Source organism: Brevundimonas sp., assembly GCF_050729455.1.
Classification (GTDB): domain Bacteria; phylum Pseudomonadota; class Alphaproteobacteria; order Caulobacterales; family Caulobacteraceae; genus Brevundimonas.
On record NZ_JBOHLI010000007.1, the window covers coordinates 44,974 to 65,964 of the forward strand.

The 20,991-nt window shown below is 69.3% G+C and carries 22 protein-coding genes; 12 read left to right on the forward strand and 10 right to left on the reverse strand.

Translation table 11 applies throughout. The annotated features are described in order from the left end of the window. Window positions 1–66: 66 nt before the first annotated feature. Complete coding sequence (locus ACREEF_RS03435) at window positions 67–453, reverse strand: hypothetical protein (RefSeq protein WP_431564211.1); 387 nt, start codon at window positions 451–453, stop codon at window positions 67–69. A 115-nt stretch (window positions 454–568) separates the two neighbouring features. Between ACREEF_RS03435 and ACREEF_RS03440 the strand changes: the two genes are divergently transcribed. Beyond that, on the forward strand, window positions 569–1,981 hold the full coding sequence (locus ACREEF_RS03440; RefSeq protein WP_431564212.1) for a DUF4139 domain-containing protein: 1,413 nt from the start codon (window positions 569–571) through the stop codon (window positions 1,979–1,981). Between the two features lie 4 nt (window positions 1,982–1,985). Then, window positions 1,986–3,590: a DUF4139 domain-containing protein gene (locus tag ACREEF_RS03445; protein ID WP_431564213.1), complete on the forward strand. Its 1,605-nt coding sequence runs from the start codon at window positions 1,986–1,988 to the stop codon at window positions 3,588–3,590. A 144-nt stretch (window positions 3,591–3,734) separates the two neighbouring features. On the opposite strand, the gene pth is transcribed toward ACREEF_RS03445, so the two are convergent. The 4 genes from pth to ACREEF_RS03465 all read right to left on the reverse strand — a co-directional run bounded on the left by pth (window position 3,735) and on the right by ACREEF_RS03465 (window position 7,288). After that, window positions 3,735–4,340 (reverse strand): aminoacyl-tRNA hydrolase, encoded by a 606-nt coding sequence (pth, locus tag ACREEF_RS03450; RefSeq protein WP_431564214.1) that lies wholly within the window; start codon window positions 4,338–4,340, stop codon window positions 3,735–3,737. Window positions 4,341–4,469: 129 nt separating this feature from the next. Further along, complete coding sequence (locus ACREEF_RS03455) at window positions 4,470–5,078, reverse strand: 50S ribosomal protein L25/general stress protein Ctc (RefSeq protein ID WP_431564215.1); 609 nt, start codon at window positions 5,076–5,078, stop codon at window positions 4,470–4,472. Between the two features lie 145 nt (window positions 5,079–5,223). After that, window positions 5,224–6,258 (reverse strand): hypothetical protein, encoded by a 1,035-nt coding sequence (locus tag ACREEF_RS03460; protein WP_431564216.1) that lies wholly within the window; start codon window positions 6,256–6,258, stop codon window positions 5,224–5,226. A 94-nt stretch (window positions 6,259–6,352) separates the two neighbouring features. Next, window positions 6,353–7,288: a ribose-phosphate pyrophosphokinase gene (locus ACREEF_RS03465; protein ID WP_431564217.1), complete on the reverse strand. Its 936-nt coding sequence runs from the start codon at window positions 7,286–7,288 to the stop codon at window positions 6,353–6,355. A gap of 240 nt (window positions 7,289–7,528) precedes the next feature. Between ACREEF_RS03465 and ACREEF_RS03470 the strand changes: the two genes are divergently transcribed. The 3 genes from ACREEF_RS03470 (at window position 7,529) to ACREEF_RS03480 (ending at window position 10,438) form a co-directional block, all read left to right on the forward strand. Beyond that, window positions 7,529–8,344: an outer membrane protein assembly factor BamD gene (locus tag ACREEF_RS03470; protein WP_431564233.1), complete on the forward strand. Its 816-nt coding sequence runs from the start codon at window positions 7,529–7,531 to the stop codon at window positions 8,342–8,344. 83 nt (window positions 8,345–8,427) lie between these two features. Next, window positions 8,428–10,125: a DNA repair protein RecN gene (gene recN / locus ACREEF_RS03475; RefSeq protein WP_431564218.1), complete on the forward strand. Its 1,698-nt coding sequence runs from the start codon at window positions 8,428–8,430 to the stop codon at window positions 10,123–10,125. Window positions 10,126–10,132: 7 nt separating this feature from the next. Further along, entirely contained in the window at window positions 10,133–10,438 is a 306-nt protein-coding gene (locus tag ACREEF_RS03480) for a GIY-YIG nuclease family protein (protein ID WP_431564219.1), read from the forward strand. A gap of 170 nt (window positions 10,439–10,608) precedes the next feature. Here ACREEF_RS03480 and ACREEF_RS03485 read toward each other — a convergent pair whose 3' ends face one another. The 4 genes from ACREEF_RS03485 to ACREEF_RS03500 form a co-directional block, all read right to left on the reverse strand. Next, window positions 10,609–11,529, reverse strand: coding sequence for a cobalamin biosynthesis protein CbiG (locus ACREEF_RS03485; RefSeq protein WP_431564220.1), 921 nt, complete (start codon window positions 11,527–11,529; stop codon window positions 10,609–10,611). 85 nt (window positions 11,530–11,614) lie between these two features. Then, the gene (locus ACREEF_RS03490) at window positions 11,615–12,130 is read right to left on the reverse strand and encodes a hypothetical protein (protein ID WP_431564221.1); all 516 of its coding nucleotides are present in this window, start codon (window positions 12,128–12,130) and stop codon (window positions 11,615–11,617) included. Between the two features lie 3 nt (window positions 12,131–12,133). Next, the gene (locus tag ACREEF_RS03495; protein ID WP_431564222.1) at window positions 12,134–12,919 is read right to left on the reverse strand and encodes an exodeoxyribonuclease III; all 786 of its coding nucleotides are present in this window, start codon (window positions 12,917–12,919) and stop codon (window positions 12,134–12,136) included. 120 nt (window positions 12,920–13,039) lie between these two features. Next, the gene (locus ACREEF_RS03500) at window positions 13,040–14,011 is read right to left on the reverse strand and encodes a hypothetical protein (protein WP_431564223.1); all 972 of its coding nucleotides are present in this window, start codon (window positions 14,009–14,011) and stop codon (window positions 13,040–13,042) included. A 143-nt stretch (window positions 14,012–14,154) separates the two neighbouring features. Between ACREEF_RS03500 and ACREEF_RS03505 the strand changes: the two genes are divergently transcribed. The 6 genes from ACREEF_RS03505 (at window position 14,155) to ACREEF_RS03530 (ending at window position 19,062) form a co-directional block, all read left to right on the forward strand. Next, window positions 14,155–15,234 (forward strand): MBL fold metallo-hydrolase, encoded by a 1,080-nt coding sequence (locus tag ACREEF_RS03505; RefSeq protein ID WP_431564224.1) that lies wholly within the window; start codon window positions 14,155–14,157, stop codon window positions 15,232–15,234. Beyond that, entirely contained in the window at window positions 15,231–16,004 is a 774-nt protein-coding gene (locus ACREEF_RS03510) for an enoyl-CoA hydratase (RefSeq protein ID WP_431564225.1), read from the forward strand. Before ACREEF_RS03505 ends, ACREEF_RS03510 begins: the two co-directional genes overlap by 4 nt. A 51-nt stretch (window positions 16,005–16,055) precedes the next feature. After that, complete coding sequence (locus ACREEF_RS03515; RefSeq protein ID WP_431564226.1) at window positions 16,056–16,580, forward strand: GNAT family N-acetyltransferase; 525 nt, start codon at window positions 16,056–16,058, stop codon at window positions 16,578–16,580. A 63-nt stretch (window positions 16,581–16,643) separates the two neighbouring features. Continuing rightward, window positions 16,644–17,201 carry a DUF1285 domain-containing protein gene (locus ACREEF_RS03520; RefSeq protein ID WP_431564227.1) on the forward strand — a complete coding sequence of 186 codons (558 nt, stop codon included), beginning with the start codon at window positions 16,644–16,646 and terminating at the stop codon, window positions 17,199–17,201. Beyond that, a complete protein-coding gene (locus ACREEF_RS03525; RefSeq protein WP_431564228.1) occupies window positions 17,198–17,860 on the forward strand; it encodes a CoA pyrophosphatase in 663 nt (220 codons plus the stop codon). Before ACREEF_RS03520 ends, ACREEF_RS03525 begins: the two co-directional genes overlap by 4 nt. Continuing rightward, window positions 17,857–19,062 (forward strand): CCA tRNA nucleotidyltransferase, encoded by a 1,206-nt coding sequence (locus ACREEF_RS03530; RefSeq protein WP_431564229.1) that lies wholly within the window; start codon window positions 17,857–17,859, stop codon window positions 19,060–19,062. The genes ACREEF_RS03525 and ACREEF_RS03530 overlap by 4 nt, the downstream gene beginning before the upstream one ends. On the opposite strand, the gene ACREEF_RS03535 is transcribed toward ACREEF_RS03530, so the two are convergent. Further along, window positions 19,037–19,996, reverse strand: a complete 960-nt coding sequence (locus ACREEF_RS03535) for an endonuclease/exonuclease/phosphatase family protein (protein WP_431564230.1) — start codon at window positions 19,994–19,996, stop codon at window positions 19,037–19,039. The genes ACREEF_RS03530 and ACREEF_RS03535 overlap by 26 nt on opposite strands. 217 nt (window positions 19,997–20,213) lie before the next feature. On the opposite strand from ACREEF_RS03535, the gene ACREEF_RS03540 reads away from it, so the two are divergent. Next, on the forward strand, window positions 20,214–20,991 hold a 778-nt coding region (locus ACREEF_RS03540), incomplete at its 3' end, for a DUF2793 domain-containing protein (RefSeq protein WP_431564231.1).

The following is a 20,991-nucleotide window of genomic DNA, read 5'->3' on the forward strand; positions in this document are numbered from 1 at the left end:
AAAAACAGAGGTGCGGTCGCGGGCGTCGTCATTCGACGCGCGCGAGGGGGCAGAGGGGTCTGGTTTTCAGGCTTGAGGCGGGGCGGTGGACGGCGGGCGCGGCGGGGCGCGGGCCGGCGGCGGGGGGCTGACGCGGAAGGGCGTATAGGCGACCGGCGCGACCATGCGGACGGCCGGGGCGGGCGTCGGCGCGGGCGGTTCCGGCAGGGCGGCCAGCAGGGGCATGACGCAGGCCGCGCACCTGGCCCCGACGTGCGTGTTGACGGGGCCGTCGACGCCGCCGGACTGGATCGTCTGCGGCCCTTCGGCCGAGCAGATGACGATAGGCTGGCCGGGGACCGAGGCCGCCAGGGCCGCGAACGGCAGCAGGGTTCCGATCACGATGGCGAACGTCGCGGCCAGGAAGGCCAGCGAGCGCGTCATCGACCAGTTTTCACTTTGGGACCGGGTCACGGCCGCGCTTTAGCCGCTTCGGCCGGGCGTCGCCAGCGTGACCGTGCGCCGCAAGGCTCGACAGACGCCTGAATCCCGTGCGAGCGTCGCCGTAGGACAACCTCGGGGCAGACTCATGATCCGCGCACTCGGACCCTTCGCCGTCGCCATGCTGCTGGCCGCGCCCGTCTTGCCTTCACAAGCGATGGCGCAACAGGTGGAGGAGGGGCCGGGCGGTCCCGACCGCGTCTCCCTGACCGTCTATAATCAGAACATCGCCCTGGTGGAGGACGTGCGGAACCTGAACGTGCCCGCCGGTCGCTCGCGTCAGGAGTTTCCGGGCGTATCCGCCAGCATCCGGCCCGAGACGGTCGGCCTGTCGGGGCGCGGCCTGTCGGTGGTCGAGCAGAACTTCGACTACGACCTGCTGACGCCCGGCAAGCTGATGGAAAGCGCCGTGGGCGGCGACATCGGCATCGTTCGCACCAATCCCGGCTCGGGCGCCCAGACCACCGAGCGCGCCCGTGTCCTGGCGGCGAATCAGGGCGTGGTGCTGCAGATCGGAAACCGCATCGAGGTTCTGCGCGACGACGGCGTGCCGACCCGCGTCATCTTCGACCGGGTGCCCCAGAATCTGCGCCCGCGCCCGACGCTCAGCGTCACTCTGGACGCCCAGGGCGGCGGCCGCCGCGAGACGACGCTTTCCTATCTGACCACCGGCCTGGCGTGGAAAGCCGACTATGTCGCCCGCTTCGACGAGAAGGCGGGCAAGCTGGACCTGACCGGCTGGGTGACGATCACCAACGACTCGGGCGCGACCTTCTCCAACGCCCAGACGCGGGTGGTGGCGGGCGACATCAACCTGCTCAATCAGGGCTACAATTCCTACAGCCGCCCGACGCGCGGCAACGGCACCCAGACCGGCGGCGAGGGCGCCCTGGCCGACGTCTATGTCTATCCGCTGCCTGAGGCTGTCACCGTCGCCAACAACCAGACCAAGCAGGTCGGCTTGATCGACGCGGCGGGCGTGCCCGCAAGCAAGCGCTATCTGAACGTCTTCAACGGCTTCTCCACCGCCGAGGAACCGATCGCGGCCGAGGTGGGCGTCATCTTCGCCAACGGCTCGGGCAGCGCCGCCCGCGCCCTGCCGGCGGGCGTCATGCGCGTCTATGTGAAGGACGAGGCGGGGGAGCCGCGCTTCATCGGCGAGGATCAGGTCGATCACTCGCCCGCCGGGTCCGAGATCGTGGTCACGACCGGCGACGCCTTTGACGTGACGGTGCAGCCGCGTCTGGTCTCGTCCGAGCGGGTGTCGAAGCGACTCGTGGACTATTTCCGTACCCGCTATGCGATGGAATACACCGTCCGCAACGCCCGGCCCGAGCCGGTGACGGTCGAGGTGCGCCAACGCGGTCTGGGCCGGGACACCGAACTGAGCGAGCAGAGCATCGAGGGCGAGATGCGCGACGCCCGCACCGTCGTCTGGCGCGTGCCTGTGCCCGCCAACGGCGAGACCAAGCTGACCGCGACCATCACCACGGGCGGCTGATCCCATGCGCCGCCTGTTGGCGATCACCACGGCCCTCAGCCTCGTCGCGCCCACCGCCTGGGCGCAGTCCGAGAGCGTTTCCGCGCGCCCTAACACGGCGACCGTGGTCATCTATCGCGACCAGCCGGTCGATACCGTGCAACTGATGGAGCAGTCGCGTCAGTCGTGGAACCGGCTGGACCGCGAGGGTCTGGCCCTTATCGTCGAGACGCGCACGGTCGACCTGCCAGCGGGCGAGGGGATCATCCGCTTTCGCGGCCTGGCCACCGGCGTGGTGCCGCAGAGCGCGGTGCTGGAGGGCCTGCCCGCCCATGTGGTCGAGCGCAACGCCGACTTCGACCTGCTGTCGCCCGCCAGCCTGATGGAGAAGTCGGTGGGCGAGGTGGTGCGCGTCGTCCGCACCAACCCGGCGACCGGCGAACAGGTCGAGAAAGCCGCTGTCATCCGCGCGGGGGCGCGAGGCACGGTGCTGGAGATCGACGGCCGGTTCGAGGCTCTGGACTGCTCGGGCCAGACCGAGCGCGTCATCTTCGACCGCGTGCCCGAGGGGCTGGGCGATCAGCCGGTGCTGTCGGTCCGCACGCGGGCCGGGCGGGCCGGGCGCCACACCGTCACCCTGGCCTATCTGGCGACGGGGCTGCAGTGGTCGGCCGACTATGTGGCGCGGCTGGATCCGTCGGACGGGACGCTGGACCTGACCGGCTGGCTGACCCTGGCCAATTTCGGCGGCACGGGCTTCCCCGACGCTCCGGTTCAGGTGGTCGCGGGGACGCTGAGGAAGGAGGCGGGCACCGTGCCGGTCGAGCCGCTGGTCCGCTATCAGCAAAACGGCTGCTGGCCGCAGGGGACGACGACCTTCGGCTCCGAAGAGCATGAGACCTATGGAGGGCCGCCCCCACCGCCGCCTCCGCCTCCGCCTCCGCCGCCCGCCCCCATGGCCATGGCGCGCTCCGAGGTTCAGGACATTGTCGTCACCGGCAGCCGCATCGCCCGGCAGGGCGAGCTGGGCGACTACAAGATCTACACCCTGCCGGGACCGACGACGGTCGCCGCGCGTCAGACCAAGCAGGTGCGCTTCCTGGAGCGCGAGGGCGTGGCCTATGAGCGGGTCTATCGGGCGAACGTGCTCGATCAGGACGATGAGTCGCGGCCGACGGTGATCGTTCTCAAGCTGAAGAATGAGGAAGCCGCCGGTCTCGGCGTCGCCCTGCCGGGCGGTTCGGTGGCGGTGATGCAGCCGGACGGATCGGGCGGCGTCATGTTGGCCGGTCAGGACCGGTTTGTGGACAAGGGCGTCGGCCTGTCGGTGCGTCTCGGCTTTGGCGAATCGCCGGACGTTCGGGTGCAGACGCGGCTGGTGAAGTCGGGCCGCACGACGCGCGGCGCGGTGACGACGGAACGCACCGAGATCGAGACCACGGTCACCAACGCCCGGTCGGAGCCCGTGACGGTGGAACTGGGCGCCAGCGCCGCCATGCAGCGTGGCTTCCGCATCCGCAGCCAGTCGGCGCGCAGTCGCATCGACGACACGGGCTACCCGGTCTGGACCCTGACGGTCCCAGCGAACGGGGCGACGACCTTGAACGCGGTGTGGACGACGACGGATTGAAGCGGCTTCTTTCCTCCCCATTCCATGGGGAGGTGGCGCGGAGCCGAAGGCGACGTAAGGAGGGGGCGACTCGACGGCGGACGTTTGCGCTGCCCTCCACCGCTACGCGGTCCCCCTCCCCACAAGTGGTTAGGAAAGCAGGAGTTACTCCCCCCGCGCCGCCTGCCTGGGGCTGAATTTCGGCGCCGGGGCCAGGCGCATGACCTCGCCCTGATAGCGTTCGTCGTCGCCGGAAACCGCGAAGGGCAGGGCGTCGGCGCAGGCCTGCAGCATGGCGTCCAGCCAGGGCTTGTCGGCCTTGTGGAAATCGCCCAGGACGTGGGCGTGGACCAACTGCGGCTCGCCAGGGTGGCCGATGCCCATACGGGCGCGGCGGAAGTCGGCGCCGATATGGCTGATCAGGCTGCGGACGCCGTTCTGGCCCGCGGCGCCGCCGCCGGTCTTCATGCGGAAACGACCGGGGGCCAGGTCGATCTCGTCGTGGAACACGATGATCTCGCTGGGTTTGATCTTGTAGAAGCGCGCCGCCTCGCCGACGGCTCGACCGCTGTCGTTCATATAGGTCTGGGGCTTCATCAGCAGGACCTTGGTCCCCTCGACCTCGCCTTCGCTGACGACGGACTGGAACTTGGCCCGCGCGGGGCCGAAGCGCCAGCGGCTGGCGATCTCGTCTACGGCCATGAAACCGATGTTGTGGCGGTTCTTTTCGTATTTGGCGCCCGGATTGCCGAGCCCTGCGATGATGATCATGCGGCTCTCATGCCCTGTGCCTCGGGCAAAGAAAAGCCCCGCGCCGGCGAACCGGGCGGGGCTGAAATCTTGGCGTCTTCCCTCAAGTAGCTTCGCGCCGAGCGCGAAGCGATAGGGAAAGAATGCCTCTTAGGCTTCGGCTTCAGCGGTGGTGTCACCGGCGTCCGACTGCGAGGCAGCCGAGTTCTTGATCGTGGCGATCACGAAGTCGCGGTCGGTGATGGTCGCCGAGGCGCCCTTCGGCAGGGCGATGTCCGACATGCGGATGGTTTCGCCGATTTCGCGGCCCTTCAGGTCCACGACCAGCTCTTCGGGGATCTGGTCGGCGGCGACCAGGATCTCGACCGAGTGACGGACGACTTCCAGCATGCCGCCGGCGCGCGTGAAGGGGGCTTCGTCAGCGTTCTTGAAGTGAACGGCGATCTCGATCTTGATCGGAGCCTTGGCGTCGACGCGCATCAGGTCGAAGTGCAGCGGACGGTCCGAAACCGGGTCGAACTGAACGGTCTTGGCGATGACCGGCTGGGTCTCTTCGCCGTACTTCAGGGTCACCAGGTGGCCCAGCAGCTTGCCGGTGTAGAGGGACTTGCGGAAGTCCTTCTCGTTCACCGAGATCGCGACGGGGGCCTTGTCGCCGCCGTACAGGATGCCAGGCACGGCGCCCGAGCGACGAACAGCACGTGCGCTGCCGGTGCCCACGCCTTCACGGACGTCAACGTTCAGAATGATCTCGGCCATCGGGCTCGCCTCAATAACAACAGTAACGCCGCGCCAACCAGGGCCCGCGCAGCGGGGTCATGAACCCTCGAATTCAAGAGCGCGGGCTATTACACGGATCAGGGGGAGGACGCAACCGCCCCGGTCGTTTCAGCCCGCCTCGGCGTCAGTTCATGCCGCTTCCCGGAGTGGGATTGGTCTCGGCGATGGCCACGACCGGCGTCGCCGGGGGCGCTATGGGCCCGGTGTACTGGGCCGTGCAGGTCGCCAGATCGCGCACGATGTGACGGCCGGCGCAGAACATGTCCTCATAGCTGGGACGCGACGCCGCCAGGCACTGGAACAGCATCAGCCTGGACATATTGGTGCAGAACTCGTTGTTCGATTCGGTCGACAGGGCGTCGGTGTTCGTCTTGGCGTCCTCGCCAGCGGCGCCCAGGGCGGCCAGGGCCGCGATGGCCAACGAGTTGACGACGGCGGGGGTGAAGGGCGCGCCGCGCTGCGCCGGCGTCAGATTCAGTCCCGAGCCGCTGTGGGCGGCGGCGAACAGGCGGGCGCTTTCCTCGGCCGAGGGCAGTTGCGCCACCGACCGGGTCTTGGCCCCTTCCAGTCGACCTGCGCGGTCGGCCACGGGCTGGACGGCCCAGCGGCGACGCGGGTCGCGGCGTTCCTGAATCGTATAGGCGTCGCCTTCCACCGCCTCGGCGATGGCGGTCAGGGCCTCGATGTCCTTGCCCATGGTCGAGACGATCAGTCCGGCCGCGGCCTCGGCGCCGGGCAGGGTGGCGGCGTAGGCCGGGTCGGCGATGATGCTGGCGATCATGCGCTGACGCTGGGCCGGGTCCGCGCCGAACTGGCGCACGCCGGCGACATACTCGGGCGATTGCAGGGCCAGGATCGAGCCGTAGGCGATCATGCCCCGCGACAGCTGCGCCGCATCGGAAGCGGACCCGGTCCGCAGGGCCGCCTGGATCGATTCCGCGTCGGGGAAGCCGGCCTTGATGGAGCCGACCTGGCGCACATAGGCCACATAGACCGACGCCGCATGGGCCACGCTTTCGTTCAGGCTGACCGCCGGGGGCGGCGAGACGACCGGGGGCGGCGCGGGCGGCGCCGGTTCCGGCGTCGAACAGCCGGCCAGAACGGCGGCGGCGGCGATGGCGGTGACGGACAGGCCGCGGCGCATTGAGGCCAGGGACATCGGCGAGCTTCCCTCGTATCGGACGCGGGACGCACTGAAGCGCGTCCCTGGAACTGAAGCGACTTATATCGCCGAGGGAATGGTTATTCGAAGATTAATCGAACAGCTTCGAGACCGATTCCTCATTGGCGATGCGGCGGATAGCTTCGCCGATCAGAGGGGCCACGGAAACCGCGCGGATCTTCCCGCACTTCAAAACTTCGTCAGGCTGCTCGATGGAATCGGTGATGACCAGTTCCTTCAGCGGGCCGTTGGCGACGCGCTGGACCGCCGGACCCGACAGGACGCCGTGGCTGATATAGGCCGAGACCTCGGTGGCACCGCGGTCGATCAGGGCCTGGGCGGCGTTCACCAGGGTGCCGCCCGAATCGACGATGTCGTCGAACAGGATGCAGCGGCGCCCTTCAACGTCGCCGATGATGTTCATGACCTCGCTCTCGCCCGCCTTGGGGCGGCGCTTGTCGACGATGGCCAGGTCCGCATCCAGCCGCTTGGCCAGCGAACGGGCGCGCACCACGCCGCCGACGTCGGGCGAGACGATCATCAGGTCGTCGCCGCGCGGATAGTGGTCCTTGATGTCCTGGGCCAGGACCGGCGTGGCCACCAGATTGTCGGTGGGAATGTCGAAGAAGCCCTGAATCTGGCCGGCGTGCAGGTCCATGGTCAGGACCCGGTCGGCGCCCGCGCGGGTGATCAGGTTGGCGACCAGCTTGGCCGAGATGGGGGTGCGGCCGCCGGTCTTCCGGTCCTGACGGGCGTAGCCGAAGTAGGGCATGACGGCCGTGATCCGCTTGGCCGAGGCGCGCACCAGCGCATCGGTCATGATCAGTAGCTCCATCAGGTTGTCGTTGGCCGGATAGGAGGTCGACTGGATGATGAAGACGTCCTCGCCGCGGACGTTCTCCTCGATGACGGCGAAAACCTCGTTGTCGGCGAATCGTTTCACCTGGGCCTTGGTCAGCGGCATGTCGAGGTGGGTGGCGATGGCCTGGGACAGAGTCCGGTTCGAATTGCCAGAGAGCAGCTTCATTACCGGTCATCCTTTTGCCGTCATCGCTGCGCCAATGAGCGCAGTCGTTTCTGGACGCGCTCTTTAGCAGCGGATCGCCTCGCATCAACCCGTCATGACGGATTTCGCTGCATTGGCATGGTCGCCGTCGCTGCTATAGAGATCGCAACACGACAGCGGCGCACCGGGGGTGCGCTGTGACCAAGGCATCTTGAGAGGTCGCCCTTGCCCGCTTCGAAGTCCCGTTCCGGCCTGATCCTGATGACGGTCGCCGTCGCCGCCCTGACGGTTTCCGCCTGCTCGGGGACCAAGCCGCGTCAGCGACTGGCCTATGAGGAACGCCCGGTCGAGCTGCTCTACAACACGGGCTATCAGCGCCTGCAGTCCAAGCGCTGGACCGACGCCGTCGACTATTTCCAGGAAGTGGAGCGTCAGCACCCCTATTCGGAATGGTCGCGTCGCGCGATCCTGATGCAGGTCTACGCCTACTATCAGAACAATAACTATCAGGACGCCATCGCGGCGGCCGACCGCTTCATCGCCCTGTTCCCCGGCAATCCGTCGGCGGCCTACGCCTTCTACATGCGCGCCATCTGCAACTTCGAGCAGATCGTCGATGTGGGCCGGGACCAGGCCTTTGCCGAGGCCGCCCTGGTCGGCCTGCGCGACGTGGCGCGTCGCTATCCCAATACGCCTTACGCCACCGACGCCCGCGTCAAGATCGACATGGTCAACGACCAGCTGGCCGGCAAGGAAATGGCCGTGGGCCGCTTCTATCAGCGCGCCAACCAGCCGCTGGCCGCGATCAACCGCTACAAGGCCGTGATCAACAACGAAGCCTTCCAGCGCAGCTCGCACACGCCTGAGGCCCTCTATCGTCTGGTCGAGGTCAACGTGTCGCTGGGTCTGAACGAGGAGGCGACGCGCAACGCCGCCGTCCTGGGCCACAACTATCCGGGCAGCCCCTGGTACGCCGAGGCCTACGCCCTGCTGACCGAGCGCGGCCAGCGCCCGGACGTCCAGCCGGAAGCCAAGCGCGAAAGCTGGCTGCAGCGTATCATCCCCGGCGGGGCCTGATCTGAGGGGGAACTGCGGAAAGACGCTGCGTTCCCTTTCTGTTTCCGGCTACAGTGGGCTGTAAAGTCGAATCAAGCTGGCCCATGCTGACCACACTCTCGATCCGTGACGTCGTTCTCGTCGACGCCCTCGACCTGGAGGTCGGCGAAGGCCTGACCGTGCTGACCGGCGAGACCGGGGCCGGCAAGTCCATCATTCTCGACGCCTTGGGCCTGGCCCTCGGCGCGCGCAGCGATGCGGGGCTGGTGCGTTCCGGCGCCAAACAGGCGATCGCCACCGCCGTCTTCACCGCCCCCGACGACGCCGCTGTCATCGACCTGCTGACCGAGCGCGGTTTCGAGGTCGCGCCGGGCGAAGAGCTGATCCTGCGCCGCGTCGTCTCGGCTGACGGCCGCAGCCGGGCCTACGTCAACGACCAGCCGGCGGGCGTCACCGCCCTGCGCGAGATCGGCGCCTTGCTGGTCGAGGTGCACGGCCAGCACGAGACCGTCGGCCTGCTGGACTGGAAGACCCACCGCGCCCTGCTGGACAACTACGGCGGCCTGCAACCCCAGCTGTCGGGCGTCGCCGCCGCCGCCGACCGGCTGAAGGCCGCGCAGGGACGTCTGGACGAGCTCGAGGCCTCCGCCGCCGAAGCCGCCGCCAAGGCCGAGGAGATCGCGCTCAATCTGGCCGACCTCGACGCCCTGGACCCGCAGCCGGACGAAGAGACCGAACTGGCGGGCGAGCGCGCTATCCTGGGGGCCTCGGAAAAGGCCGTGGCCGATCTGGCCGACGCCCGCAACCTGCTGGGCGGCGACAAGCTGAGCCAGCGTCTGGCCTCGGCCTTGCGCGCCGTCGAACACGCGCGCCAGCGCGCGGTTCAGGCGGGGGCCGAGGGCGACAACCTCATCATCGTCAAGCTGGGCCTGGCCGCCGAAGCCGTGGACCGCGCCCTGGTCGAGGCGACCGAGGCCGTCGCCGCCGTCGACGCCGCCGCCGACGCCTTCGACTTCGAACCGGGCCGCCTGGACAAGGCCGAGGAGCGTCTGTTCGCCCTGCGCGCCGCCGCCCGCAAGCTGAACACCACGGTCGACGCCCTGCCGGCGCTGCGGGTGCGTCTGCGCGAGCAACTGCGCCTGATCGAGGACGGGGCCGAGGCCCTGACCAACGCCCGCCGTGACGTGGCCGTGGCGATCGAGGCCTATGACGTGGCCGCCATGCTGCTGAGCTCGGCGCGTGAAGCGGCGGGGGATCGTCTGGTCGCCGCCGTCATGGCCGAGCTGGGCCCGCTCAAGCTGGAGCGCGCCCGTTTCCGCGTCACCCTGGATCCCGTCGAGAACCGCCGCGGGCCTCTGGGCGTCGAGACGGTGCGCTTCGAGGTCGCCACCAACGCCGGCACGCCCTTCGGCCCGCTGGACACCGTGGCCTCGGGCGGCGAACTGGCCCGCTTTGCGCTGGCCATGAAGGCGGCCCTGGCCAGCCGCGAGGACCAGCGTCAGCCGGTCATGATCTTCGACGAGGTCGATCAGGGCGTCGGCGGCGCCGTGGCCGAGGCCGTCGGCGGTCGCCTGCAACGCCTGTCCAAGGGCGCCCAGGTCCTGGTCGTCACCCACAGCCCCCAGGTCGCCTCGCGCGGCCACGCCCACTGGAAGGTCCGCAAGGCCGACCACGACGGCCACACCCGCACCTCCATCGACGTGCTGGACCCGCATCCCCGCCAGGAAGAAATCGCCCGGATGCTGTCCGGCGCCGAGATCACCGACGAGGCGCGGGCGGCGGCGCGGGTGCTGATCGGGTAGGCGCGCGATGCGCGACGACGGCACGGAAGGGTTCTGGGGCTGTATCGTCGCCAACCGCCGCAATGGCGTCATCTACACTGGCCACACGGACAACCTCGGGCGACGCGTCCATGAGCATGCCCAGGGCCTGATGCCCCGCTTCACTCGTGCTCACGGCTGCAAGACCCTTGTCTGGGCCGAATGGCATGAAACCCGCGAAAGCGCCTTCCGTCGCGAGCGGGCCATCAAGGAGTGGCGACGCTCTTGGAAGCTGCGGCTGATCGAGGAACGCAATCCGACGTGGCACGACATGCTGGCGGACTATGTGACGTAGCCCGTTCCCTTACTCGCTCATCCCGGCGAAGGCCAGGATCCAGATTGTAAGGCTCGCCGCCTGGTTCAGAAGGCGCACCTCAGTCCTCAATGCTGACCAACCCGCCATATGATCTGGATCCCGGCCTTCGCCGGGATGAGCGGGGAGGGGGAGTGACGGCTGGGGAGGTGTTACACCCCCAGGATCCAGCCTTCTTCGCCCTCGATCTGGCCGATCAGGGCTTCGTCCGCGGTCTTCGGCGGCGCAAACGCCTTTTGCAACGTGCCCGCGTCGTCCATCTGGGCGAAGGCTTCGGCGGCGGTGCGGACCTGGGCCTGGGTCTTGTATTCCTTGACGCCCTCGGCGTTGACCTGACGCTTGGCGTCGAACAGGGCGGGCCAGACTTCGACCACGACGGCCGACAGGGGCTCGACGTCGGCTTCGGTCAGTTCACGCCAGCCGGTGTTGAAGGGCCAGACGGCGGCCGAGGCGCCCAGCTTGTCCAGCAGACGGCGCAGCATGGGCACGCCGACCAGGGTCAGGCCGCCGACGGCGCCCGCGCCGTGCATCTGCCAGACGCTCTTGGGCGGCAGCTTGTCCTTGCGCGCAGCCAGTTCGGTGGCGCGGAACTCGGGGATGTCGGCGCCGGCGCCTTCGGGCGGCTTGGTCGTGGTCAGCCAGCGCTGGGCCTGGCTGGCGGGCGCGCCCCAGAAGGGCCAGGCCTGGTCCGTCATCAGCCGGTTCATCTTGGCCGCGACCTGATAGCGGTTGTTGGTGTTGTCGGCCTTGTCGACGATGTTGACGGCCAGGAACTTGCCCATGGCCTCCCACGGACGACCCTCGAGCTTGAGCCGCTCAGCCGTCCCGGCGGGGAAGCCGAAATCGAAGTCGAAACCGACCAGAACGCGGTCGCCGCGCTTGCGGTGCTCAGCCAGCAGGTCGGCGATCAGGGCCTCGCCCTCGGCGCGCGTGGCGACGTTGTGGGTCTCGGTATAGAGGCGGAAACGCACGTCGCGCTTGGCCACGCCGACCCACAGGGTCTGCTCGCCCAGCTTCTTGCCTTCGGCGGCGGTCCAGTCGGCGATGATGTAGGCGTCGAAGAGACGGGCCACGGCGGGCTCCTGAAAACGCGGTAAACAGTAGAGGCGGGGGTTCTAGCCTTCCGCGGCGAGGCCGGGAAGGGGGCGGGAAGGGCGATCAGCGCTTCATCAGGGCTTCGACGTGCGACAACCAGCGGCGCCCCAGCCGCAGCGCCTCGGACGGCGAACCGGTGGAGGCCGGAAGGTCGGCGTTCCACAGGGCCAGTTCGAACTCGGGACTGCGGGTGTCGCTGAACATCAGGCGCAGCACGACCTGCTCGGCCTCGGGCACGACGACGTCCAGATCCTTGCGCAGAGCGCCGCGCCGGGCGCGGGCCACGACGTGGCCGTCGACGATGATCTCGCCGCCCTCGACCTCGTCAAAGGCGTAGACCAGGCCCTGGGACCCGCGTTTCCACAGGACCACCACCTGGCCGCCGTCGAAATCCAGCCCGGCGGCGCGGCCCTCGGCGGGGGACAGGGCCTCAGTGTCGGCCTTGACCCCCAGCGTCTTCATCAGCGCCCGCTTCAGGCGCCGCTCGGGCTCCATCCACCAGGACAGCATCAGGGCGCCCGTCGTCAGGAAGGCGGCGGTCAGGGCGATCAGCAGGATGACCCTGAACGCCTCGCTCATGCGTCAGGCCTCCAGATCGAGGTCGACCACCACGGGAACGTGGTCGCTGGGCTTGTCCATGTCGCGAGCCTCGCGGTGGGTCTCGATGCCGCGGAAACGGTCGGCGGCCTGGGGGGACAGCAGGGCGTAGTCGATGCGGATGCCGTTGTTCCTCTGCCAGGCGCCGGCCTGATAGTCCCAGAAGGTGTAGGTTCCCTTGCGCTCGCCGCCCAGGTCGTGGGCGTCCGCCAGGCCCAGCCACTTCATGGCGTTCAGCGCCGCGCGCGTTTCCGGCTGGAACAGGGCGTCGTTGATCCAGTCGTCGGGCTTGGCCGCGTCGTCGGGCGTCAGGATGCAGTTGTAGTCGCCGCACAGGGCCAGCGGCTCTTCAAAGGCCAGCAGGGCCTTGGCGTGGTCGTGCAGGCGCTGGAACCAGGCCAGCTTGTACGGAAACTTCTCAGTCCCGAGCGGATTGCCGTTCGGCAGATAGATCGACGCCACGCGCACCGGAACCGGGGCCTCGATCAGGGCCTCCATGTAGCGGGCCTGTTCGTCGCTGTCGTCGCCGGGCAGGCCGCGCCGGATGTCGGACAGGGGAAACTTCGACAGGATGGCGACGCCGTTATAGGTTTTCTGACCGTGGGTCTCGACGTTGTAGCCCAGGCTCTCGAAGGCCTCGCGCGGGAATTTCTCATCCACGCATTTGATTTCCTGGAAGCAGACGACGTCGGGATTGGCGGATTCCAGCCAGGCCAGCACGGTGGGCAGGCGGGCGTTGACCGAGTTCACGTTCCAGGTGGCGATGCGCATGACGGCAAGGCTAAGGCGCGTCGCGTTCGGCGAAAAGAGGTCGCCTAAACTAAAGCGGAAAACAAAGACGCCGCCGGATCGCTCCGGCGGCGTCTCAGTCGATCAATGATCAGATGTCGATCAGGCTTGCGGCGTCGCGGCCGGAGGCGTGGTCGTCAGCTTGCAGCCGCCGCCGATCTGCTGGGCCGTGGCGCAGGGATAGACCTGCTGGACAGCGCGTTCAGCGTTCAGGCGGATGATGGCGCCGTCCGCGCCGGCGCAGGTCATTTCGACAAAGCGGCCGTTGGCGTTCTGGCCCATCAGGCGGACCTGCTGGACATCGCAAGCAGCGGCGTCCGAGCCGGCCAGCCAGGACTTGACCGTGGCGGCCTGTTCAGCCGGGGTGGTGAACTGGCAGGTGGCGTTCTGGCTGAGGATCTGCAGGCACTCGGTCTTCTCCCAGCCCGAGGCGTTCTTCTGAATCCAGTAGCCGTCCGCGCCGGCGCAGCCGATCTCGTAGACGACGACGCCGCCGCTCGACTGACCGCGAACCTTGGCTTCATCCACCGTGCAGGCGACGCCGGCCTGGGTCGCGTAGGCCTTCAGGAAGCCCATGGTGTCCTGATTGCCCGGCAGAGCGCAGGTCTGGCTGGGCGGCGCTTCGGGATTGGCTGCGCGGGCGTTGGCGGCCTGACTGGCCAGAACCAGGCAGTCCGCGAACTGCGGCGGGGTGGAGGCGACGACGATATAGCCGGGCGCGCCGGCGCAGGCGGCCTCGTAGATCTTCACCTGTTCGGCGCTGACGCCGAGCAGCCTGGCGTCCGTCACCTGACAGGGGGTCGTGCCGGCGGCGAAGACCGCTTCCACTTCCGCCTTGATCACCGCCGGATCGACCGGGGCGGGGGCTTGCTGGCGCTGGCGCTGGCGCTGCTGACGACGGTCGCGGCGGTCGCCATTGGCGCGGTCGGGCGCGGCGCGCTCGTTACCGGCGCGTTCGTTGCCCTGTTGGGCCGGCGCACCGTACTCCTGGGCCGTGGCGAGCGTCGGGCTCAAGGACATGAGGGTCAGGCCGACGGCGATGCCCAAGGCGCGGCTGAAACGTTTGATGGTCACTGGAAGGGCTCCCTCGGCCTCTACTGGATGCGCGAAGCCTTGGCGGGGTCTTTCAGTCTGGTCAAGCACGGCCGCGCGAGTCGGGTCTGGACCCGAACCGTTCAATCGGCTTAAACCGGCGAGGGTTGCGATTGGAGACGGACTTGGCGGACGGCGCGATAAGCGATGAGGCGGCGACGACCGCGCGCGGCCTGACCTATCCGTCGGGGGCGCCGCCCGAGCCGGGTCAGGCGGTCGAGGTCGCGCCGGGCGTGCTGTGGCTGCGTCTGCCGCTGCCGATGAGTCTGAACCATATCAACGTCTACGCCCTGGCGGACGGCGACGGCTGGACCCTGGTGGACACGGGGCTGAAGACCGAAGCGTCCAAGGCGGGCTGGGAGGCGGCGCTGGCGGGGCCGCTGGGCGGCAAGCCGGTCAAGCGCGTCATCTGCACCCATATGCACCCGGACCATATCGGCCTGGCCGGCTGGCTGTGCGCGCGGTTCGACGCGCCGTTGCTGATGTCGCGGCTGGAATATGTGACGGCCCGGATGCTGATCGCCGACGAGGGGCAGCCAGCGCCGGATTCGGGCGAGATCTTCTATCGCGCGGCGGGTTGGAACGACGAGCAGATCGCGCGCTGGCGAACCGGCTACGGCGGGTTCGGCAAGGCGGTGTCGGCCATGCCAGCGGCCTATCTGCGGCTGTCAGAGGACGACGTGGTGCGGATCGGCGACGGCGACTGGCGCGTGGTGATCGGCGAAGGCCATTGCCCCGAACACGTCTGTCTGTGGCGCGAGAGCGACGGCATCATGCTGTCCGGCGATCAGATCCTGCCGCGCATTTCCTCGAACGTCTCCGTCTGGCCGACCGAGCCCGAGGGCGATCCTCTGGGCGAATGGCTTCGGTCGCTGGAGGCGCTGAAGGCGCGACTGCCGGGCGACCTGTTCGTCCTGCCGTCGCACGGCGAGCCCTTCTACGGCGTCACCACCCGGCTGGAGGCCCTGATCCGGGGCCACGAAGTCGCGTTGAAGCGGCTGGAGCGGACGCTGAAGGCGCCGTCACGCGCTGTTGATGTCTTTGCGGCCCTGTTCGCGCGCCCGGTGGGCGACGAGGTGCTGAGCATGGCGACCGGCGAGGCGATCGCGCATCTGAACTATCTGGCCCGCGAGGGGCGGGCCCGACGCGACCGCGATGAGGCGGGCGTCGATTGGTGGACACTGACGGAGGCAGGACAACAATGAGCGAACACATCAAGGTCGATCTGGACGGCGGCGTCCTGACGGTCGTTTTCGACCGGACGGACAAGAAGAACGCCATCACCCAGGCCATGTACACGGCCTTGGCCGAGGCGACCGAGCGAGCCAAGGTCGACGACGCCGTGCGCGTGGTTCTGTTCCGCAGCGAGGGGGACTCGTTTTCGGCCGGCAACGACATCGCCGACTTCATCGCCATCGGCCAGACGACCGGCGACATGGTCGAGATGGGCGTGTTCCGCTTCCTCAAGGCTCTGGCGGACCTCGACAAGCCGGCGGTTGCGGCGGTGCGCGGGCGCGCCGTGGGCATCGGCCTGACTCTGTTGCTGCACTGCGACATGGTGGTGGTGGCCGAGGATGCCCTGCTGTCGGCGCCCTTCATCAACCTGGCCCTGGCGCCCGAGGCGGCCTCGACCCTGTTGCTGCCGGCGGTGATCGGCCACCAACGCGCGTTCGAGATCTTCGCCCTGGGCGAGGCCATCGACGGCAAGACGGCCCTGGCCTGGGGCATCGCCAATCGCGCGGTTCCGGCCGATCAGGTCGACGCCACGGCGCGCCAACTGGCCGACAAGCTGGCCCAGCGGGCGCCGAACTCGATCCGCAAGACCAAGGCCCTGATGCGCGACGCCGAGGCCTTGTGGAACCTGATGCAGCGCGAGGCCCATGTCTTCGGCTCGCAGATGCGCAGCCCCGAAGCGATGGAGGCCTTCATGGCCTTCAGCCAGAAACGGGTGCCGGATTTCTCGAAAGCCGGCTGATTTCTCGCAAACGCGATTGATTCGAGGGGGCAGGGGGTCTAGGCGCCGCGCATGAACGCCGTCGCCACCCCCGCCAATGTCGCCAACGTCGCTGTCCCCGTTCGCATCGTCCGCGAGACGGCGAGCGACGCGACCGCCATCGACGCTCTGGTGCTGGCCGCCTTTGGTCCCGGCCGCTTCGCCAAGACGGCGGAACGTCTGCGCGAGGCGGCGGAGCTTGCCGTGGGCTTCTGCGCGTTTGAGGGCGAGCGGCTGATCGGTTCGGTGCGGCTGTGGTCGATCACCGTGGGCGAGACGCGCTCCGTCTTTCTGGGACCGATCGCCGTGGACGCCGCCAGCCGTCGTGGCGGGTTGGGCGCGGAACTGGTGCGGGCCTGTCTCGATGAGGCGAAGGCGATGACGCTGGACGGGGTGCTGCTGATCGGCGATCCGCCCTATTTTTCGCGCTTCGGTTTCGTGGCGGCGCCGCAAGCCGTGTTCGCCGGGCCGGTGGATCCGCGCCGGGTGATGTGGCTGCCGATCAGCGCGGCCGAGCCGGTCGGCGCGGTGCGGCCGGTCAAGGGACGCGTCGCCTAGTTTGCGCCCGATAGAGGCGCGGCGGCCCTTTTCCCCGCGCCCGACCCGGCCCATAGTTTCGCCATGACGCGCGAACCGACGACTTCACCTTCCGGCCTGTCCGGCGTCGCCGAGGCCGCCCGCCAGGCGCCGGGGCGCGGCCTGCCGCCGGTGCATCTGTGGCATCCCGAACATTGCGGCGACATCGACATCCTGATCCGCGCCGATGGCGTGTGGATGCATGAAGGCTCGCCCATCGGCCGGGCCGAACTGGTGCGGTTGTTCTCGACGGTGCTGCGAAAGGACCCGGACGGCTATCACCTGGTCACGCCCGCGGAAAAGCTGAAGATCAGGGTCGAAGACCTGCCGTTCCGCGCCGTGACCGTTCGGGCGGCGGATGGCGTGCTGACCTTTACGACCGACGTCGGCGATGATGTCGAAGCGGGCGCCAACCATCCCATAATCGTAGAGACGGACGCCGCGACCGGAGAACCGGCGCCGCGCGTCCATGTGCGGGCCGACCTGTGGGCGCGGATCGCGCGGCCGGTCTTCTATGAGTTGGTCGAGCGGGCCGAGACGGTGGATGGGCGCCTGGTGGTGCGGTCCAGCAGCGAAGTCTTCTCCTTGGGAAGCGTGGAATGAGTTGCAGCAGTCTGAGGCAAAGGCTCGAGGCTCATCTGGACCCGGTGAGCGACTGGACGCCCGAGCGGACGGCCATTCGGTCGGACTATGATCTGAACCCCGGCACGGAGCGGCCGGCGCACGAACTGCGTCCCGCCGCCGTCCTGGTGCCGATCATCGCCCACGCCGAGGGGCCGACCGTGCTGATGACGCGGCGCTCGGACAGCTTGGCCAGCCACACCGGCCAGATCGCCTTTCCCGGCGGGCGGCTGGACCCTGGCGAGACGGCGGGGCAGGCGGCGCTGCGCGAAGCCTTCGAGGAGGTGGCGCTGGACCCCGGCGTGGTCGAGCTGCTGGGGCTGGGCGATCCCTATGAGACGGTGACGGGGTTTCTGGTCACGCCGGTGGTGGGCTGGCTGACCGCGCCGCCGCTGGTCACGCCGTCGCCGGCTGAAGTGGCCGAAGTGTTCGAGGCGCCGTGGGATTTCCTGATGGATCCGGCCAATCACCGTCGCGACTTCTATGACCCGGAAAGCGGCCCGCGCCGCTGGTTCTGGGCCATGCCCTATCGCGAGCGCTACATCTGGGGCGCGACGGCGGGCATTCTGAAGGGCCTGTTCGGGCGTCTGTATGGCGACGAGCCGGAACCGCTGGCCGCCGCCGCCGAGGACGCGGCGTGACGCACCGGCTGGAAGGGCAGGACTGGCTGACGGCCTCGGCCACGCGGGCGGTGACGGCGGCGCTGGCGGCGGCGGGCGGGCCGGACTGCGCGCGCTTCGTTGGCGGCTGCGTGCGCAACGCCTTGATCGGCGCGCCCATCGACGACATCGACATCGCCACGACCCTGACGCCGGATGCCGTGGTCGCGGCGCTGAAGGCGGCCCGGCTGCGGTCGGTCCCGACCGGCATCGAGCACGGCACGGTGACGGCGATCTCGGAGCATCAGCCGTTCGAGATCACCACCCTGCGCCGCGACGTCTCGACCGATGGGCGGCGCGCCACGGTGGCTTTCACCACCGACTGGGCCGAGGATGCGGGACGACGCGACTTTCGCCTGAACGCCCTCTACGCCGACGCGGACGGCGTTATTCTGGACCCGACGGGGCAGGGGTTCGACGACGCCATGGCGGGGCGGATCGTCTTTGTCGGCGAGCCCGAGGGCCGCATCCGCGAGGACTATCTGCGCATCCTGCGCTTCTATCGATTCCATGCCTGGTACGGACGGGGCGCGCCGGATGCTGCGGCGGTGGCGGCCTGCGCCGCGATGGCCGAGGGCGTCGAGCGGCTGTCGGCCGAGCGGGTGTCCAAGGAGTTGCTGAAGCTGCTGGCCGCGCCCGATCCGCGCCCGGCGGTGCGGCTGATGGATAGAGCAGGCGTGCTGGGGCGGGTCGTGCCGGAGCCGACCGGCCTGGCGCTGTTCGAGGCGATGACGGATTTGAGCGGCGATCCGGTGCAGCGGCTGTCGACCCTGCTGCCCGTTGATCCGGTGCAGGCGGCCGAGGTCGCGCGGCGGCTGCGCCTGTCCAACGCCCAGTGCGACCGTCTGGTCGAGGCGGTGAGCGGCGAGGCGACGATGGCGCTGACGGAGCCGCAGGCGCGGGCGGCCATATACCGCGACGGGCGACAGGCCTTCGAGGACCGGGTTCTGCGGGCCTGGGCGGCGGGCGGCGATGCGGACGGCGCGCGGCGACTGCTGGCTTTGGCGCAGGATTGGTCGCGGCCGTCCCTGCCGGTCGGCGGGCGCGATCTGGCGAAGCTGGGGCTGGCGCCGGGGCCGGAGACGGGGCGGGTGCTGAAGGCCTTCGAGGCAGACTGGATCGCGGACGACTTCCCCGATCACGGCCACGAGGAGCGGCTCAGGGCGCTTCTGCCGCCAGGGTGAAGCGGGTGATGACGGGGCGGTGGTCCGAACCGGTCTTGCGGCCCAGTCTGCGCTCCAGCAGGGCCAGATCGGGCGAGCGCCAGACCTGATCAATGGTCATGCCGACCGCTGACGGCGCGGCCGCGGGCCAGGTGCCGGGCCAGCCGGGGGCGGGGATCAGGCCGGCCTCGGTCTGAATCTGACGGCCGATGCGGGCGCTGGACACGCTGTTGAAGTCGCCGGCGGCGATGACTGGGCCGGTCATGTCGCGGCGGATGGCGGCCAGGGCCGTCGCCTGATTGATCTGCCCCCATTGATACTGGAAGGGCCAGGGCCGGGTCAGGTGGGCGCCGATGACGTTGACGGGGCCGAGCGGCGTCCGGGCCGTGGCGGCGACCGAGACCAGGCCGTCGGCCCGGTCGGCGATGGCGGTCAGCGGATAACGCGAGGCGATGGCCGCGCGCGCCGCGCCGCTGGGCCGATCCACGCGGGCGGTCAGCACGCGGTGCGGATAACCCGCCAGAACGCGATCCAGCTGGGCCGTCGGCGCGTCGCCCAGTTCGACCAGGACCACGATGTCGGCGTTCGCCTCGTCGATGGAGCGGGCGATGGCGTCCACGTCCTCGTTCCAGGCCCACAGATTGGCCGAATAGACGCTCAACGTCGCCGCGCCCTCGCGCGGCAGGGCGCCGCCGCGCGGGAACCACTGGGGCCAGAAGGCGAGGACCAGAAGGACGGTGACGCCCAGCCCCGCGATCACGGCGGGCCGCAGGCGCAGCACGGCGTAAAGCAGGGTCAGCGCCAGCGTCGCGGCCAGAGCCGGAGCCGGGAACTGGGCCAGGATGTCGGTCCAGCGGTGGCCTATGCGGCTCAGCGCCGCCAGAGCGACCGCGGCGGGCGCGGCCAGAAGGCCGAGCGCCGCCAAGTGGATCGCGGCCTTCAACGGTGAGATCAAGCGAACGTCCTCGCGAAACAACGCGGCGGACCGCTCCCTTGGCGATATCCGACAGGGGCGTCGCGTGTCGAGAGCCGCGCGCCGGACGCGGAACCTCGCGCGCAACCGAGCAGGCCAATCCCGTTGATTTCCCGGCTTTGCCGTGCGCCGCCGCTGTTCAACGCGCCGTGGTTGCGGGCCTGAGCAGACTGATCCTCCAACCTTTGGAGATCAATCGATGAGCGACAACGCCAGCGCGCGGCTGGGCCTGCCCTATCTGGCGGCCGGACAACTGCAGAAACACGTGACCCTGAACGAGGCGCTGACGCGTCTGGACGCCCTGGCCCAGACGGCGGTGGTCAGCCGCACGACCGCCGCCGAACCGGCCGCGCCCGCCGATGGCGCCCTCTATATATTGCCGACCGGGGCGACCGGGGCGTTCTGGGCCGGGCGGCCGGCGGGCAGTCTGCTGCGGGCCGAGGCCGGGGGCTGGAGCCTCGTGACGGCGCCCGACGGCCTGCTGGCCGTGGTGCTGGACAGCGAAGAGGTTCTGGTTCGTCGAGCCGGCGCCTGGGCGCCGCTGTCGGGGGCGGTCGAGCCGGTCACGGTCTTGCAGAACCTGACCCGCCTGGGCGTGAACACCGAGGCGGACGCCACGAACGCCTTCGCCGCCCGGCTGAACAAGGCGCTGTGGACAGCGCTGGAGAGCGGAAGCGGCGGCGACGGCGACCTGCGCTTCACCTTCAACAAACAGGGGGCCGGCGACGTCCTGTCCCTGCTGCTCCAGAGCGGATGGGGTGGCCGGGCCGAGCTGGGGCTGATCGGCGACGACGACTTGCGGCTCAAGGTCAGCGCCGACGGCGGAACCTGGCGCGACGCCTTCTCGGTGGATCGCGCGACGGGGCGGCTGTGGTTCGCGCAAGGGGCGGCGCGCAGCGAGACGACGGTGCTGACGACCAGCGGGAGCTGGATGCCGCCCGCCTGGGCGCGCTGGGTCGAGGCGGTCTGCGTCGGCG

What these genes read in the sequence shown, in the direction of transcription:
- pth (WP_431564214.1), bottom strand. Translation starts at nt 4,340, where the DNA reads ATGATCATCATCGCAGGGCTCGGCAATCCGGGCGCCAAATACGAAAAG.
- ACREEF_RS03460 (WP_431564216.1), bottom strand. Translation starts at nt 6,258, where the DNA reads ATGTCCCTGGCCTCAATGCGCCGCGGCCTGTCCGTCACCGCCATCGCC.
- recN (WP_431564218.1), top strand. Translation starts at nt 8,428, where the DNA reads ATGCTGACCACACTCTCGATCCGTGACGTCGTTCTCGTCGACGCCCTC.
- ACREEF_RS03490 (WP_431564221.1), bottom strand. Translation starts at nt 12,130, where the DNA reads ATGAGCGAGGCGTTCAGGGTCATCCTGCTGATCGCCCTGACCGCCGCC.
- ACREEF_RS03445 (WP_431564213.1), top strand. Translation starts at nt 1,986, where the DNA reads ATGCGCCGCCTGTTGGCGATCACCACGGCCCTCAGCCTCGTCGCGCCC.
- ACREEF_RS03455 (WP_431564215.1), bottom strand. Translation starts at nt 5,078, where the DNA reads ATGGCCGAGATCATTCTGAACGTTGACGTCCGTGAAGGCGTGGGCACC.
- ACREEF_RS03520 (WP_431564227.1), top strand. Translation starts at nt 16,644, where the DNA reads ATGACGCGCGAACCGACGACTTCACCTTCCGGCCTGTCCGGCGTCGCC.
- ACREEF_RS03495 (WP_431564222.1), bottom strand. Translation starts at nt 12,919, where the DNA reads ATGCGCATCGCCACCTGGAACGTGAACTCGGTCAACGCCCGCCTGCCC.
- ACREEF_RS03525 (WP_431564228.1), top strand. Translation starts at nt 17,198, where the DNA reads ATGAGTTGCAGCAGTCTGAGGCAAAGGCTCGAGGCTCATCTGGACCCG.
- ACREEF_RS03465 (WP_431564217.1), bottom strand. Translation starts at nt 7,288, where the DNA reads ATGAAGCTGCTCTCTGGCAATTCGAACCGGACTCTGTCCCAGGCCATC.
- ACREEF_RS03510 (WP_431564225.1), top strand. Translation starts at nt 15,231, where the DNA reads ATGAGCGAACACATCAAGGTCGATCTGGACGGCGGCGTCCTGACGGTC.
- ACREEF_RS03440 (WP_431564212.1), top strand. Translation starts at nt 569, where the DNA reads ATGATCCGCGCACTCGGACCCTTCGCCGTCGCCATGCTGCTGGCCGCG.
- ACREEF_RS03470 (WP_431564233.1), top strand. Translation starts at nt 7,529, where the DNA reads ATGACGGTCGCCGTCGCCGCCCTGACGGTTTCCGCCTGCTCGGGGACC.
- ACREEF_RS03515 (WP_431564226.1), top strand. Translation starts at nt 16,056, where the DNA reads ATGAACGCCGTCGCCACCCCCGCCAATGTCGCCAACGTCGCTGTCCCC.
- ACREEF_RS03480 (WP_431564219.1), top strand. Translation starts at nt 10,133, where the DNA reads ATGCGCGACGACGGCACGGAAGGGTTCTGGGGCTGTATCGTCGCCAAC.